Consider the following 14,277-nt stretch of genomic DNA (forward strand, 5'->3'; position numbering starts at 1 on the left):
TGCGGCTCGCGGGGAGTGAGTGCTGATGCGCGTCGTCGCGACGGCCGGTCACGTCGACCACGGCAAGAGCACCCTCGTGCGGGCTCTCACGGGCACCGACCCGGATCGGCTCGAGGAGGAGAAGAAGCGTGGCCTGACGATCGATCTCGGGTTCGCGGGACTCGACCTGCCGTCGGGCGAGAAGCTCGCATTCGTCGACGTGCCCGGCCACCGTCGCTTCATCGGCAACATGCTCGCGGGCCTCGGGCCGGCGCCGGCCGTCATGCTCGTCGTCGCCGCGGATCAGGGGTGGCAGGCGCAATCGCGCGAGCACCTCGACGCGATCGACGCACTCGGTCTCAGGCACGGCCTGCTCGTCATCACGCGCTGTGGCCTGGCGACGCCCGAGCGCGTCGCCGAGGTGCGTGAGACAGCGCTCGGCCACATCGCCGCGACGTCACTCGAAGTTGTCGACGTCGTCGAGACCGACGCCGTCAGCGGCCGTGGCATCGACGAACTGCGGTGCGCCCTCGACGATCTCGTCGCGCAGATGCCACCCGTGGACACGGTTTCCCCTGTGCGGTTGTGGGTCGATCGTTCGTTCTCCGTCAAGGGCACCGGCACCGTGGTCACCGGCACGCTCGCGGCGGGCACGCTGCGTCTCGGGGACGAGTTGGAGGTGGGTGACGAACGAGCGGTCGTGCGTTCGTTGCAGGTGCTCGGGCAGCGTCATGACGAGGTCGCGCCGGTCTCGCGCGTCGCGGTCGCTCTGCGAGGTCTGCACACCGACGACGTGCCGCGCGGCACGCCCCTGCTGACGCCGGGGTCGGCGTCGTGGGTGAACGTCCTCGACGTGCGCAGCGAGGGCGGGCATGAGTGGCAGGATGCGTCGGCGGAGGTCAGCGTCCACATCGGCACAGCGTCCGTCGAGGCGCGGGTGCGACCGTTCGACGAGCGTCACGCGCGGTTGACGCTGAGCGATCCGCTGCCGTTGCGGCTGGGGGATCGCATCATCGTGCGCGATGCGTCAGCGGGGCGGATCCATTGCGGGGCAACGGTGCTCGACCTCGACCCGGCGGCATTGACGAGGCGCGGCGCCGGTCGGGAGCGCGCACGTGTCCTAGCCGGCCACGCGGTCGCGCAGCTCGAACCACTCGTCGCCGACCGCGGCTGGGTGCGCGACGAGTGGGTCACCGCCGTCGGGGCCCGCCGCCCCGAGGTGCTGCGCGAGGGGCTGCCCCTGCCGGGGGAGGGCCTGGGTCGTGTCGAGGGACTCGTCGTGCACGAGAAACAGGCGACGGCTTGGCGCGCCGCGATCATCGAGGCGGTCACCGCTGACGCCGCCGACCCCTTGAGCCCCGGGCTGCCGTCAGGCGCCATCGAGACGCGCCTCGGCGTGCCCCGACGTCTGCTGCCCGCCCTCGTCGAGTCATGCGGCGTGACGAACCCTGATGCGGGTCTCGTGATCCGCGACGGGCGGGTTGTCGGCTCACGCCACGGCTCATCGTTCGGTGCCGATGAAGCGGCCCTGGAGCAACTTCGAGAACGGCTGCGCGCCAACCCGTTCGATGCCCCCGAAGCCGATGACCTCGTGGCGCTCGGCCTCGGCAACCGGCAGCTCGCCGCGGCTGCACAGCGCGGAGCGATCCTGCGACTCAAGGCCGAGCCCGCCGACATCGTCCTGCTGCCCGACGCGCCCGCGCGAGCGATGCGCGAGCTCGCAAGACTGCCGCAACCGTTCACGACGAGCGAGGCGCGCCAGGCGCTCGGCACGACGCGCCGCGTCGTCATCCCCCTGCTCGAGCATCTCGACGCGCGAGGCTGGACGCGGCGTGACGGCAACGCGCGCGTCGTCGTGCGCTGAATCGTGCTGGACGGGGCCGAGCGCAGCACCGTCGGACGGAGCGTCGGAATCGCGACCGACTGAGGCCCACCCGAGCGCGCCGGGGGCGCACCACCCGCGCCCGGCGCCGACCGACCGCCGCTCGGGGCCGATCTTCGACGTGCGTCCAGCCGCACAGACGTAGCAACGCGCCACCGCTGGGAAGGACCCAGCGATGGCGCGTTGCGTTCGATCAGGGGAGCTCAGTCGTCGCCTTCCGGGTCGTCGGCCTTGAGCGACGGCTCGGGGTGGGCGCTGACGCGCGTCGACGTCTGCTCCTTCGCCTGAGCAGCTGCGGCGCGGACGGCGCCGCTCGGGCCGGCCTTCTCGGCGTCGGCGATGAAGCGCTCGGGGTTCTTGTCCTCGATCGTCAGCGGCTTCGACCACGACGCCGCGAGGTGGCGCAGGAAGTTGATGCCGACCTGGTGACGCAGTTCGAGGCTCGCCTGCTGACGGAAGTCGGCCAGGTCCTGACGCTCTTCCTCGGCCATGTGGTCGGAGTTCGCGATGTTGGCCTGGACGACGGCCTCCCACCAGTCTTTCGACCCGGTCGTGGCGGCGTCCGCGCGCTTGATGGCGTCGCGCAGCAGGTTGTGGTCGTGGATCGCGTCCTCGACCTGCTCGTCGTTGCTCTCGGCGTCTGCGCCGCCGGTGCCGATCTTGACGAGTTCGGGGTAGAAGTACAGCTCCTCTGCCTCAGCGTGCAGCTCGAGGAAGATGCGCAGCTGGCTCCACAGCGCGGCCAGACCGTCGGTGTCGTCGCGCGGCCACTCCTCGAGCACGGCGAACGCGCGTCGCTGAGCGGTGTGCTGCTGCAGGATGATCTCGGTGATGTCCATGGCTACCTCCGTGAGACGGCCCCGGAATCGGGGGCTGTTTGCCCTCAATCTCACGCTGACGAAGGGCGTTGCGCCAGCAAGGTGCACCTATGCGACAAAGCGTTCGTGACGGGGACGTCGCGCCCAGCGTCGCGGGCTCGATGACGACGCGCGGGACGCGGACGGCGTGGCGCTCGCCGTCGAGAGGGACGCGTTCAGGTGAGCGCGACGCGGACGATGACGGCGAGGGCGCTGACCGTCGCGAGCGCGAGGATGCTGTGGCGGAAGCGCACCGCGTCGATCGAGTGCCGCAACGGCTGCGCCGCGAGAGCGCCCACGGCCATGAACGGCAGCCACGCGAGCCCGGCACGCAGACCGTCAGCGCTGATCTGGCCGCCGATCGCGAGGCCGAGCAGTGAACTCAGTGAGCCGAAGAGGAAGAACGGCGCGAGTGTCGAGCGTGCCTGCTGCCGTGTGAGTTCCTGCAGGGCGAGGCCGAAGAACGGGCCGCCGATCGACGCCGTCGTCGCCGAGATGCCCGTCAAGGCTCCGGCGCCGAGGGCGATGCCCGACGACGGGCGTACGCGCCAGCGCGTGAGCGATCCGGCGACGGCGACGAGCACCATGCCGGCCACGAGGAGTGACGTGACGGTGTGCGACGCGTTGGCCGCGAGCCAGACGCCGAGTGGCATCGTCGCGAGGCGGCCTGCCATCGCCCACCCGAACGGCCGCCACCGGATGTCACGGTGGGCCCGAGCCATCTCCAGCACGGGCAGTGGCAGGACAACGAATAGCAGTGCCGCCGGCATGACTTGCGGAGCGACCATGACGACGAACGGCGCTGCGACGACGGCGAGGCCGAACCCGGCGATGCGTTGCACGAAGGCGCCGACGCCGACGACGAGACCGAGGACCAGCAGGGTGGTGAGCGGCATCGGACCCCACTTCGGCGAAGGTTGTCGGGCCGCGCGGAGAGCAAGGCCCGGACATAGCAAAAACCCCCGGCGAGCCGGGGGTTCTTTCCTCTGTCTCAACACAGAGTGCACCCGTAGGGATTCGAACCCCAAACCTTCTGATCCGTAGTCAGATGCTCTATCCGTTGAGCTACGGGTGCTTGCTGCTCGGCCTCAGCGGCCTCTGCAACGAGATAGAACTCTACACGCATCCTCGGGGGAACGCTAATCGGCTCGGCCGCCCCTTGTGAACCGGCCTGTGCTCCTCCGCCAGCCCCGCCTGTCATGACCTGCGATTTTCATCCACATCGGCGAATCGCGTCCCCATCCGCGATCCACGTTCACACGCGCGAACGGCGTCCACATCTGCGAATCAGCGTCACATTCGCACGCGTCGGCGCGAGTCGTCGTGACACGGGTCGCCCTGGTGGCAACGTCCGTTGAATGGGGACGTAAATCGCCGATGTGGACGCGGTTCGCGGAAGGGTCAAGAATCGTACATGGGGACGGACTGGTGCGGTCAGCCGGTGAAGGGGAGGGTGCGTTGACCGCGGATACCCGGCGTACAGACGAAGAGGGCGCCGGCGTCGGGCTCCGCGTCGTCCGGCAGGTTCTCTCGCGAGGTCGTGATGAACAGCTGGTCGAGGTCGTCGCCGCCGAAGGCCGGGCACGTCACCAGGCTCGGCCCCACCTCGACGATCTCGCTGAGCGAGCCGTCAGCGTCGTAGCGACGCACGGCGGAGCCGCCGAACAGCGCCGTCCACACTCCGCCTTCGGCGTCGACCGTCAGCCCGTCGGGGTGGCCGATGCCGTCCTCGAGCCGGACGAAGGGCCGACGGTTCGTCAGGCCGGTCTCGGCGCTCCAGTCGAACACCCAGATGATGCGGGTCGGCGTGTCGTTGTAGTAGGCGAGCGTGCCGTCGGGCGACCAGCACAGGCCGTTCGAGATGGTGACGTCACCGAAGACATGGCTCGTCGACCGGTCCGGCGCCAGCCGCCACATCGATGCCGCGCCCTCGCTCTGGTCGTAGGCCATCGACCCCATGTAGAACGACCCGTCGGGGGCGCATCCACCGTCGTTGAACCGGGTGCGCGGCTCGTGCGTCGACGGCCACAGATCGGCGGTGTGCTCCAGATCGGCGAAGTCGACCGAACGCGTCAGTGCGAAACCACGCTCCGTCGCGACGATCGCGCCTCCACCTGCGCGCGGACGCAGCGCTGCCGCGACGTCCCCGACGTGGAATCGGGTGACATCACCGCCCGGCTGGAGCTCGAGGACGTCCCCGGCCAGCATGTCGACGTAGCGCAGCGCCGGGTGGCCGCCGCCCCAATCGTCGGCCCAGATGACGCCCTCACCGTGGTAGGCGTGCGGTTTCGCGACAGCTTCAGCCTTCATGACGTCAGGCTATATCGGGCGGCAACGCTCCGCGACGATGCTCGGATGCCGCTGTCGGCTCAGACGTCCTCGGCCTTGAGTTCGGTCGGGTCCCACTTGGTGATGCCGTCGTACTGCCAGCCGCGGTCCTTGACCGCCTCGCGCGACTCGAGGCGCATCGTCGGCGTGAGGCGGTCGAGGTAGAGGTAGCCGTCGAGGTGGTCGGTCTCGTGCTGCAGCATGCGGGCGAAGAAGCCGTGCCCCTCGATGACGATCTCGTTCCCGTCGAGGTCGGTGCCCGTCACCTTCGCCCAGTCGGCCCGCGCCGTCGGGAAGTGCTCGCCGGGCACCGACAGGCAACCCTCGTTGTCGTTCTCCTCGTCGGCCTCGCCGGCAGGCACGCGACCCTTCTCGAGCTTCGGGTTGATGACGACGCCGCGGCGGTTATCGCCGAGTTCGTCGTCGGGACAGTCGAAGACGAAGATGCGCTGCTTGACGCCGACCTGGTTGGCTGCGAGGCCGACGCCGTTCGCCGCCTCCATCGTCTCGAACATGTCCTCGACGAGGGCGCGCGTGTCGTCGGTGATCTCCTTGACCCGCTTCGTGGGTGCGTGCAGGGCCTTGTGGCCGACGATGGTGATGGGGCGAACAGCCATGAGGAACCTCGAAGAACGCGGGTCGGCGGGTGGGCGTCGATCATTCTAGGGCCCTCGGGTGGGGCGACCGGGTGCATGGGTGCTCGCCGACGTGATCGAGCGAAATCGGCGGGATCGAGTGCCCCGACGCTCGATCCCACCGATTCCGCTCGATCGCGGGCGCGGGTGAGCTGCGACAAGAGGCGACGGAGCACGTCGAAGCCCCTCGACCCGACGATGCGGGTGAGGGGCTTCGAGATGAAACGAGGCGAGTGTGCTCAGTAGCGTCGCTCGTTCTTGCGCAGCGCCTCGGCGCCGTCACCGACCGACGTGTCGAGGTCGGTGGCGTAGACGCCGTCACCGACGCCGCCCTGCAGCTGCGGGTTGCGACCGACGCGCGAGTGGCCGCGGCCGTAGAAGAAGTAGATCGCGAAGCCGATGAGGAGCCACACCACGAAACGCAGCCACGTCTCGACGGGCAGGTTGAGCATGAGGTAGAGGCACACAGCGGCGGCGACCCACGGGAGGACGGGGCTGCCCGGCACCTTGAACGGGCGCTCGAGGTCGGGGCGCTTCTTGCGCAGCACGGGCACAGCCAGGCTGACGAGGAAGAACGCCGACAGGGTGCCGATGTTGACCATCTCCTCGAACTCACCGATCGGGATGGTCGCCGCTGCGACCGCGATGATGAAGCCCATGACGAGCGTCATCGGGACCGGCGTGCCCGTCTTGGGGTTCGTGCGTGCCATGCCCATCGGCAGCAGGCCGTCGCGCGACATCGCGTACATGACGCGGGTGGCGCCGATCATCAGCGTCATGACGACCGTGGCGAGACCCGCGACGGCGCCGGCTGCGATGATCTGCGCGTACCCGGGATGTCCGTGATCGCGGAAGGCCGCGGCGAGTGCGCCCTTGGGGTCGATCTTGTCGTAGCTCACCATGCCGGTGATGACGAGGCAGACGGAGACGTAGAGGATCGTGCAGATCGCGAGCGAGCCGATGATGCCGATCGGCAGGTCGCGCTTCGGGTTGCGCGTCTCCTCGGCGGTGGTCGCGACGACGTCGAAGCCTATGTAGGCGAAGAACACGAGGGCTGCGCCGGAGATGACGCCCATGACGCCGAACGCCTGCGGTTCCATGCCCGTCATGAGCTCCCACAGGGGGCGCTTGAGCGTGTCGGACGTGCTCTCGAGGTGCTGAGCCGGCGGCACGAACGGGGTGTAGTTCGACGTGTTGATGTACTGGATGCCCATCACGATGATGAACAGCACGATGAACAGCTTGACGGCGACGAGCGTCAGGTTGACGCGCATCGACTCCTTGATGCCCGTCGCGATGACGCAGGTGAGCACGGCGACGAGGCCGAAGGCGGCGATGTCGAAGTGGGTGAACCAGCCGGTGCCGCCCTGCAGATTGTCGGGCAGCTTCAACCCCCACTCACCGAACAGGATGTTGAAGTACGCGCTCCAACCCTGGGCGACGACGCCCGCGGCGAGGATGAGCTCGAGAAGCAGATCCCAGCCCACGATCCAGGCGATGAGTTCGCCCATCGTCGCGTAGGAGAACGTGTAGGCCGAGCCCGAGACGGGCACCGCCGACGACATCTCGGCGTAGCACAGGGCCGCGAGACCGCAGCAGAAGGCGCCGATGAGGAACGAGATGACGATGGCGGGGCCCGCCATCGTGTGCGCGGCTCGCCCCGTCACCGTGAAGATGCCGGCGCCGATGATGACGCCGATGCCGAAGACCGTCAGGTCGAGCGCTGACAGGTTCTTCTTCAGCTGGAACTCGGAGGCTTCCGAGTCTGCGATCGACGCTTCGATCGACTTGGTGCGCAAAAGGCTCATGTGAGCGCCCTTTCACCGGATGGTTGGAACCGTGTGAGATTACGTTCCGTCTCGCCATGTGGAGCCATCGTCCACATCGTGGTCGCGACCTCGTCGGCGGACGGGTTGAGGTGAGGTCGCGTGTTCACGGCTCACCCACCAGGCCGATTCGTCACCCTGCTCGGGCGACGTCTCGTCCCTGTCATGCCGCTGACGGTACGTGTGATCGGTGTCACTGTGGGGGTTTGGGTGGTCAACCGTGACAAATCCGTGAGGATCGGTGTCGTCCTCGGCCACTCGACGTTGCCCGCGGCCGTAGCGAGCTCGGGGCTGACGGACCGCGAGGGGGCGGGTGTCGTCGCCGCCTGACGGGCCGTGACGCTGCGACTCATGACGCTGCGATTCGCGGCGCGGCGTCTCGCGGCGTTGTTCGTCGTCGGACCAGCCGACGCCATCCCACGACTCGTCACGCTGCGACTCGTCGCGCCAGTCGTCCTCGACCCACGGGTCACGCCATTCGTCGTCGTAGCCCTCGTCGTCGGCGTGCCGCGCGTCCGCGTGCCCGCTGGGGCGCGGGTCGTCCTCGTCCTCGAAACCGAAGATGAGCCCGCAGATGTCGCGGTATTTCTCGTCGGGGTTGCGCACGTAGTCGATGACGTTGAGCGCCTGCTCCTGACCCGCCGACTCGATCTTGAACGTGCCGTAGCCGAGCAGCCGCGCGGCGGGCGAGCGGTTGTACGACATGTCCGTCACCTTCGACAGCGGCATCATCGCCACCTTCTTGACGAACAACCCGTGCAATAGGATGAGGCGCTTGTTCGTGATGACGAACGTCTGGTCCCACCATTCGACGACGCGCCAGGCGAGGTGCGCGGCGAGGACGAGCCAGATCCACCACGCGGCGTTCGTCAGCGGGCCCATCCAGGCGGGCGCGCAGATGCCCGCGACGATGACGAGGACGAACCCGACGACGCACGAGGTGATGGCGGGCAGCACGCGCGCCCAGTGCTGCTTCATCTCGAGGACGACGTCCTCACCGCGCGCGAGATAACCGGCGACGCGGTCGCTCGCCTGATGTGGGCGCAGTGGGCCCATGGGTTCAGTTCTTGCCGAGCAGCGCGTCGAAGAATTCGCGCAGGTTGGTGACGGCGTTGCGCAGCACGTCGCCGACGGCGCGCACGACGTCGGCCGACTTCGCGGGGCTCGAGAAGACGGCGTAGATGATGAACGCGAACAACAAGAACTTCAGGATCGACTTGAAGTTGATCTTGTCCATGGCGTCGTCTCTTTCTGGTGGGTGGAGCGCGCGGGGGAAGGCACGGGCAACTCTCGCATCCTTGCAGGGTTCACCCATGCTGCGGCGCAGGCGCGCCGAACCGTTTTCGCGGCGCTCGCCGGCGGGTGCGCGCCGTCGGGCCCGCCGTGGAACGCGCGCGCCGCTGTCGCTGGTGGTGCGTACGCTGACGGCGTGGATCTGGCGATGAGTCTGCGCGATGCGCTCGAACGAGAAGCCTCCGGTACGGCGATCAAGCAGTTGAGTGACGCTGTCACGCGCCTGTCGACCCGGTATCGGGCCGTCGCGGCGGCTGACGAGCCCATTCTCGCGCGCCCCGTCGACGTGCTCGCGTACGCCCACTACCGCATGCCCGCGACGTTCGGTGCGGTGCGTTCGGCGCTGCGCGCCCTCGCCGATTCCGGTGTGTTCGACGCTGATTCGGTGACGTCGATGGTCGACCTCGGCGGCGGCACCGGCGCCGCGGCCTGGGCGGCGGCGGACGTCTTCGAGACGCTGCGCGACATCAGCGTCCTCGACCAGGTGCCGGCCGCGCTCGACCTGGGGCAGCGGCTCGCGCGCGCCAGTGGGGTGCCCGCCCTCGAGCGCACCGTGTGGCAGGAGGGCCGCGTCGGGTCGTGGAACGTGACGGTCGGTGCGCCATCCGGTGGCGGCGCCGATCTCGCGACGGTCTCCTATGTGTTGAGCGAGTTGTCGCCGCAGCAGGCCGATCGCATCGTCGCCGAGGCGACGTCAGCGGCGACGCGCGCCGTCGTCATCGTCGAACCCGGCACGCCGGACGGCTACGCGCGCATCCTGCGAGCCCGCGATCAACTGCTCGAGCAGTCGTGGTCGGTCGCGGCGCCATGTCCGCATCAGGGGGCGTGCCCGTTGCTCGCCAAGACGGAACCGGATTGGTGCCACTTCGCGGCGCGCGTCAACCGTTCGTCGGTGCACCGGCAGATCAAGGGTGGCGAGCTGTCGCACGAGGACGAGAAGTTCTCGTACGTCGCGATGGTGCGTGAGCCCGCGCACGTGGCGCAGGGTGTGCCGTTGCGCGACGGCGTCGATCTGACGCAGCGCCCCAGCGAGCGCGACGCCCGCATCATCCGGCATCCGAAGAAGAACAAGGGGTTCGTCGAGCTGCAGGTGTGCGAGGCGCTCGACGCCTCAGGCCTCGCCGGCCAGGTGCGACGCGCCGTCGTGACGAAGAAGGCCGGCCCGGCCTACAAGCAGGCTCGTGACGCTGGCTGGGGCGACGCCATCGACCTGGGTGCTCGGGGCTGAGGGCTGAAACGTTGCCATGCAGTGTTTCAGCCCCGAATGAGCGTGATGGGGGCCGAAACCCTGCACTGCAGGATTTCGGCCCCCATCGAGAATGCGGCTCAGGCGCTCACGCGTCGTGCGTCGCGATGCCGTAGAGACGGTCGCCGGCGTCGCCGAGGCCGGGCACGATGTAGCCGCTCTCGTTGAGCTTCTCGTCCATCGCACCGGTGACGAGGGTGATGGGCACCTCGATGTGCGACGTCAACTCCTCGAGCTTCGCCAGGCCTTCCGGCGCGGCGATGAGCACGACGGCCGTGATGTCGTCGGCGCCGCGCTCGACGAGGTAGTCGATCGTCGCGGCGAGGGTGCCGCCCGTCGCGAGCATCGGGTCGACGACGTAGACCTGACGGCCCGACAGGTCGTCGGGCAGACGGTTCGCGTACGTCGTCGCCTCGAGCGTCTCCTCGTTGCGCACGAGACCGAGGAAGCCGACCTCGGCCGTCGGCAGGAGCCGCATCATGCCGTCGAGCATGCCCAGGCCGGCGCGCAGGATCGGCACGAGCAGCGGACGCGGCGTCGCGAGCTTGATGCCGCGCGCCGTCGTCACCGGCGTCTCGACGTCGACCTCCTCGACGCGGACGTCACGCGTCGCCTCGTACGCGAGGAGCGTGACGAGTTCGTCGACGAGGCGACGGAACGTCGGGGAGTCGGTTCGCTTGTCACGCAGCGTCGTGAGCTTGTGCGAGATGAGCGGGTGGTCGGCAACGATGACGCGCATGGGACAAACTTAACCCGTGGATCTTCCCGTGGCACCAGCGATCGAGCTCACGTACGACGCGTGGATGGGGCGCGCGCTCGAACTGGCGCGTGAGGTGGGCGCGGCGGGAGACGTGCCGGTCGGAGCGCTCGTCGTCGATCCTGACGGCGAGGTGATCGGCGTCGGCGCGAACCTTCGTGAGGTCGACGGCGACCCGACGGGTCATGCGGAGATCGTCGCGATGCGGCGCGCTGCAGCGTCGCGAGGGGGCTGGCGCCTCGACGGCTGCACCCTCGTCGTCACGCTCGAACCGTGCCTCATGTGCGCGGGGGCAGCCGTTCAGGCGCGGCTGCCGCGCATCGTCCTCGGGGCGTGGGATCGCAAGGCCGGCGCCTGCGGCGGGCTGTGGGACGTCGTGCGCGACTCACGCTCGACCCACCGCATCGAGGTGGTCGGCGGCATCCGTGAGGACGAGTGTTCGGCGGTCCTCAAGGAGTTCTTCGCGACCCGACGGTGACGCGCGCAGCGATCAGAGGCGGATGCCGGGGGCGAGGCGGCCCTCGTCCTGCAACCGGCGGAGCGCGGGAACGACGCGGTCGCGGACGCCCGCGGGGCTGATGGTGTTGAGGTAGATCTTCGTGCTGCCCTCGAACCCGGCGAGGTTGGCGATGCGCCACTTGAGCACGACGTGCCAGGGGATCTCGACGTCGCTCATGGACGGCGGACGGTGGTGCCACTCCTCGTTGCACGGCACGTCGGCTCCGGTCGCGGCATGCGTGGCGTGGACGAGGTCGGCCATTGCGTGACGTTCGTCGTCGGTCATGAGCCATGGCTCGCACGTGCCGGACGTCGACCAGATCTCGATGCTCGGGTAGCGGTGGCCGAACCCGGCGAAGGCGATCGCGTGAGCGTTCTCCGCGACGACGAGATCGTGGCTGCGCGCGTAGGCGATGAGTTCCTCGAACACGCGCGGATCGCGACGCGCCGCATCGATGTCGAGGTCGGTCGAGGTGCCGAACTCGTCGATGCCGACGATCTGCTTGTGCAGGTGGTCGAACGACGCGCCCGCCGGCTTGAGCCAGTTCTGGAAGGCCGCGACGTAGCGCACGTGCGGGTTCGTCGCGTACAGCTCGGCCATCGCGTCGATCGTCAGGTCGAGGTATTCGCGGTGCTCGGTCGGCGTCAGGGCGCCTGACGAGGCGAGCTGGTCGCTGCGCGTCGCGCCGTCGACGTAGTGGCGGCGGCCGACGATGACGTCATGGGTGCTCGCGAAGAAATCGCCTGCAGCGTCGAGGAGTTCGGCGTCCGTGGCGACCTCGGCGCGCTTGCCGAGACGCACCCGCGCGAGGCGCAGCAGGTGTTCGCGCCCTCCGTCAGCAGCCTCGTAGGCGCGGCGGCGGGCCTCGATCGCGTCGTCGAACGTGTAGCCGTGGTTGGCCTGCCAGTAGTCGACCGACATGATCTCGAACAGGTTCGGGATGCGGCGGAACTCGGCGACCTGCGACGTCACCTCGGCCGGCGTCAGACCACGCAGTCGGACGAAGCGCGGCGCCTCGGCGGAACCTGCGGCGAGGACGGAGCGCACCTTCTCCGGTGGCGTCTCGAGGTAGCGCTCGGAGCAGAACGCGCAGGACGACGTGAAGTCCTGCGCCACGAGGTCTTTGACATCAGCAGGGACGAGCCCGAGGGGACGGTCGCCGCGGCCGGGCACCGTCCACACCTTCGTACCGCTCAGCGGGTTGACCTGCTTCGTCGTGCCGTCCGCCATCGAGCGGATGAACTCGGTCGGCTGCTGGCTGGCGTCGCGCGTCATGACTCCAGTCTCACCCACGGCGCCGCGCCCCGTCTCCTCTGCGTGCAAGTGCACCTGGGTGCACTTGCGCGCAGAGGCGTGGGGCTGCGCGACCGGGCGTAACTCTGCGCACGGTGGCGCGGCCCGTCGACGATCGCGTCAGGGCGCTTCGAGTGTCGCACCGGGCCGCGATGCGGGCGTCAGCGCTGGATCCAGGTGTCCTTCGCGCCGCCGCCGGCCGAGACGTTGACGATCATCGTGCCCGCTGGGGCGACGCGCGTCATCGCTCCCGGTGTCGTGACGGCGACGGTGCGCGAGGCGTCCTGCTCGTCCGGGCGCTGCAGCACGAACGCGCGCAGGTCGACGTGGCTCGGCGCGAACGAGCCGTCGACGAGCGTCGGCAGGGTCGACAACGGCACGATGTCCTGCGCGACGAAGCGCTCAGGCGTCTCACGGATCTCCCGACGGCGCGTCTCCAGCTCGTCGGCCGAGCACTCCGGGCCGACGGTGATTCCGCTGCCGCCGTAGCCGTCGATCGGCTTGACGACGAGTTCGTCGAGGCGATCGAGCACCTCCTCGCGGTGGTCCTCGCGGGCGCACAGCAGCGTCGGCACCTGCGCGAGCAGCGGCTTCTCGCCGAGGTAGAAATCGATGATGTCGGGCACGAGCGCGTACGTCGCCTTGTCGTCGGCGAGGCCGTTGCCGGGCGCATTGACGATGGCGACCGCGCCCGCCGCGAGCACGTCACGCAGCGCGTCGCCGAGCGGACGACCGTCCGCGCCCTTCGCTTCGAACAGCTCGGTCTCACCCATGCGCGGGTTGAGCAGGTGCACGCGGTGACGTTCGCCGCCGTCGAGGCGCCACAGCTTGCCGTCGTCGACGACGAGGGCGTCTGCCGTCACGATGGCGGCGCCGACCTGGCCGCTCACGAGGTTCTGCTCGTACCAGGTCGTGTCCGTCGGGCCGGGGGAGACCATGCACAGGCCGATCTCGCCCTCGGCAACGCCACCGTCGACGAGTCTTGCGCTTGCGATGAGCGACTCGTGCAGCAGCCCGTACGTCCGGGTCGGGTGCTCGAGCGTCTCCGCGGGCGGCAGGATCTCGGCGAAGTGGTTCTCGAGCACCTCACGGTTGATGTGCGTCATGCCCAGCCCGCCGGGCATGCGCAGGTTGTCCTCGAGCACCATCCACTCGCCGGACGCGGGCGAGACGAGGTCGAGGCCGCAGATGCCGGCGCGGACGAAGTCGGCGGGCACCCGCTGGCCGTCCTTGGACCAGCCGGGCGAGCGACGCAGCATGTCGGCGTCGACGCGGCCCGCCTTGATGATCTCGCCGGGGCCGTAGACGTCGCGCAGGAAGAGTTCGAGCGCACGGACGCGCTGCTCGGCGCCGGCGCTGAGCTCGGCCCAGCGCTCGGCCGAGATGATGCGCGGCACGATGTCGATCGGGTACGGGCGGTTGCCGTCCTCGGAGTTGATCGTCACGCCGAGCTCGGTCAGGCCCTTGCCGGCCGCTTCGAGGCGGCGCGACACCTCGTCGGGCCCGAGCGTCTCGATGCGCTCGATGACGGCCGCGTAGTCGGGGCGCAGCTCCGCATCGTCGGTGACGGATTCGTCGTGCACGCCCGGGGTCTCGGGTTCGTGCTCGCGGTATTCGCTGAACGCCACGGGGACGATCTCGCCCTCTGCGCCCTCGTCGTTCGTCGGGTTCGTGCCCTGTGC

Annotated in this window: 13 protein-coding genes and 1 tRNA gene; 3 read left to right on the forward strand and 11 right to left on the reverse strand. The window is 69.2% G+C overall.

All coding sequences use genetic code 11. From position 1 onward, the window contains the following. The first annotated feature begins 25 nt into the window (after positions 1-25). Positions 26-1,843, forward strand: coding sequence for a selenocysteine-specific translation elongation factor (gene selB, locus B2284_RS09515; RefSeq protein WP_006945707.1), 1,818 nt, complete (start codon positions 26-28; stop codon positions 1,841-1,843). A gap of 221 nt (positions 1,844-2,064) precedes the next feature. Here selB and B2284_RS09520 read toward each other — a convergent pair whose 3' ends face one another. The 8 genes from B2284_RS09520 to B2284_RS09555 form a co-directional block, all read right to left on the reverse strand. Further along, positions 2,065-2,700 carry a hemerythrin domain-containing protein gene (locus tag B2284_RS09520; protein WP_006945733.1) on the reverse strand — a complete coding sequence of 212 codons (636 nt, stop codon included), beginning with the start codon at positions 2,698-2,700 and terminating at the stop codon, positions 2,065-2,067. A gap of 194 nt (positions 2,701-2,894) precedes the next feature. Further along, entirely contained in the window at positions 2,895-3,614 is a 720-nt protein-coding gene (locus tag B2284_RS09525) for a sulfite exporter TauE/SafE family protein (RefSeq protein ID WP_074040588.1), read from the reverse strand. Positions 3,615-3,720: 106 nt separating this feature from the next. Next, positions 3,721-3,793 (reverse strand) — tRNA-Arg (locus B2284_RS09530). Between the two features lie 359 nt (positions 3,794-4,152). Beyond that, positions 4,153-5,028 carry an SMP-30/gluconolactonase/LRE family protein gene (locus tag B2284_RS09535; RefSeq protein ID WP_006945667.1) on the reverse strand — a complete coding sequence of 292 codons (876 nt, stop codon included), beginning with the start codon at positions 5,026-5,028 and terminating at the stop codon, positions 4,153-4,155. A 59-nt stretch (positions 5,029-5,087) separates the two neighbouring features. Beyond that, entirely contained in the window at positions 5,088-5,663 is a 576-nt protein-coding gene (gene def, locus B2284_RS09540) for a peptide deformylase (RefSeq protein WP_006945693.1), read from the reverse strand. A gap of 257 nt (positions 5,664-5,920) precedes the next feature. Next, positions 5,921-7,489: an APC family permease gene (locus B2284_RS09545; protein WP_006945664.1), complete on the reverse strand. Its 1,569-nt coding sequence runs from the start codon at positions 7,487-7,489 to the stop codon at positions 5,921-5,923. A gap of 39 nt (positions 7,490-7,528) precedes the next feature. Beyond that, the gene (locus tag B2284_RS09550) at positions 7,529-8,563 is read right to left on the reverse strand and encodes a PH domain-containing protein (RefSeq protein ID WP_286697418.1); all 1,035 of its coding nucleotides are present in this window, start codon (positions 8,561-8,563) and stop codon (positions 7,529-7,531) included. A 4-nt stretch (positions 8,564-8,567) separates the two neighbouring features. Then, complete coding sequence (locus tag B2284_RS09555) at positions 8,568-8,744, reverse strand: hypothetical protein (RefSeq protein ID WP_006945715.1); 177 nt, start codon at positions 8,742-8,744, stop codon at positions 8,568-8,570. A 192-nt stretch (positions 8,745-8,936) separates the two neighbouring features. On the opposite strand from B2284_RS09555, the gene B2284_RS09560 reads away from it, so the two are divergent. Continuing rightward, on the forward strand, positions 8,937-10,028 hold the full coding sequence (locus B2284_RS09560) for a small ribosomal subunit Rsm22 family protein (RefSeq protein WP_062255809.1): 1,092 nt from the start codon (positions 8,937-8,939) through the stop codon (positions 10,026-10,028). A 106-nt stretch (positions 10,029-10,134) separates the two neighbouring features. On the opposite strand, the gene upp is transcribed toward B2284_RS09560, so the two are convergent. After that, a complete protein-coding gene (upp, locus tag B2284_RS09565) occupies positions 10,135-10,785 on the reverse strand; it encodes a uracil phosphoribosyltransferase (protein ID WP_136788804.1) in 651 nt (216 codons plus the stop codon). 64 nt (positions 10,786-10,849) lie between these two features. On the opposite strand from upp, the gene B2284_RS09570 reads away from it, so the two are divergent. Next, positions 10,850-11,281: a nucleoside deaminase gene (locus tag B2284_RS09570; RefSeq protein ID WP_040014727.1), complete on the forward strand. Its 432-nt coding sequence runs from the start codon at positions 10,850-10,852 to the stop codon at positions 11,279-11,281. A 12-nt stretch (positions 11,282-11,293) separates the two neighbouring features. Here the strand turns inward: B2284_RS09570 and B2284_RS09575 are convergent, their stop codons facing one another. Together B2284_RS09575 and B2284_RS09580 are read right to left on the reverse strand one after the other, a co-directional pair. Further along, complete coding sequence (locus tag B2284_RS09575) at positions 11,294-12,577, reverse strand: DUF4921 family protein (RefSeq protein WP_286697419.1); 1,284 nt, start codon at positions 12,575-12,577, stop codon at positions 11,294-11,296. A 179-nt stretch (positions 12,578-12,756) separates the two neighbouring features. Further along, on the reverse strand, positions 12,757-14,277 hold a 1,521-nt coding region (locus B2284_RS09580), incomplete at its 5' end, for a circularly permuted type 2 ATP-grasp protein (protein ID WP_286697420.1).

This window comes from Dermacoccus sp. UBA1591 (assembly GCF_002322065.1).
Lineage (GTDB): Bacteria > Actinomycetota > Actinomycetes > Actinomycetales > Dermatophilaceae > Dermacoccus > Dermacoccus nishinomiyaensis.

Excerpts from the sequence above, each read along its gene's own strand:
- B2284_RS09525 (WP_074040588.1), bottom strand. The coding sequence starts at position 3,614 with ATGCCGCTCACCACCCTGCTGGTCCTCGGTCTCGTCGTCGGCGTCGGC.
- upp (WP_136788804.1), bottom strand. The coding sequence starts at position 10,785 with ATGCGCGTCATCGTTGCCGACCACCCGCTCATCTCGCACAAGCTCACG.
- def (WP_006945693.1), bottom strand. The coding sequence starts at position 5,663 with ATGGCTGTTCGCCCCATCACCATCGTCGGCCACAAGGCCCTGCACGCA.
- B2284_RS09545 (WP_006945664.1), bottom strand. The coding sequence starts at position 7,489 with ATGAGCCTTTTGCGCACCAAGTCGATCGAAGCGTCGATCGCAGACTCG.
- B2284_RS09520 (WP_006945733.1), bottom strand. The coding sequence starts at position 2,700 with ATGGACATCACCGAGATCATCCTGCAGCAGCACACCGCTCAGCGACGC.
- B2284_RS09555 (WP_006945715.1), bottom strand. The coding sequence starts at position 8,744 with ATGGACAAGATCAACTTCAAGTCGATCCTGAAGTTCTTGTTGTTCGCG.
- B2284_RS09550 (WP_286697418.1), bottom strand. The coding sequence starts at position 8,563 with ATGGGCCCACTGCGCCCACATCAGGCGAGCGACCGCGTCGCCGGTTAT.
- B2284_RS09570 (WP_040014727.1), top strand. The coding sequence starts at position 10,850 with ATGGGGCGCGCGCTCGAACTGGCGCGTGAGGTGGGCGCGGCGGGAGAC.
- B2284_RS09535 (WP_006945667.1), bottom strand. The coding sequence starts at position 5,028 with ATGAAGGCTGAAGCTGTCGCGAAACCGCACGCCTACCACGGTGAGGGC.
- B2284_RS09575 (WP_286697419.1), bottom strand. The coding sequence starts at position 12,577 with ATGACGCGCGACGCCAGCCAGCAGCCGACCGAGTTCATCCGCTCGATG.
- selB (WP_006945707.1), top strand. The coding sequence starts at position 26 with ATGCGCGTCGTCGCGACGGCCGGTCACGTCGACCACGGCAAGAGCACC.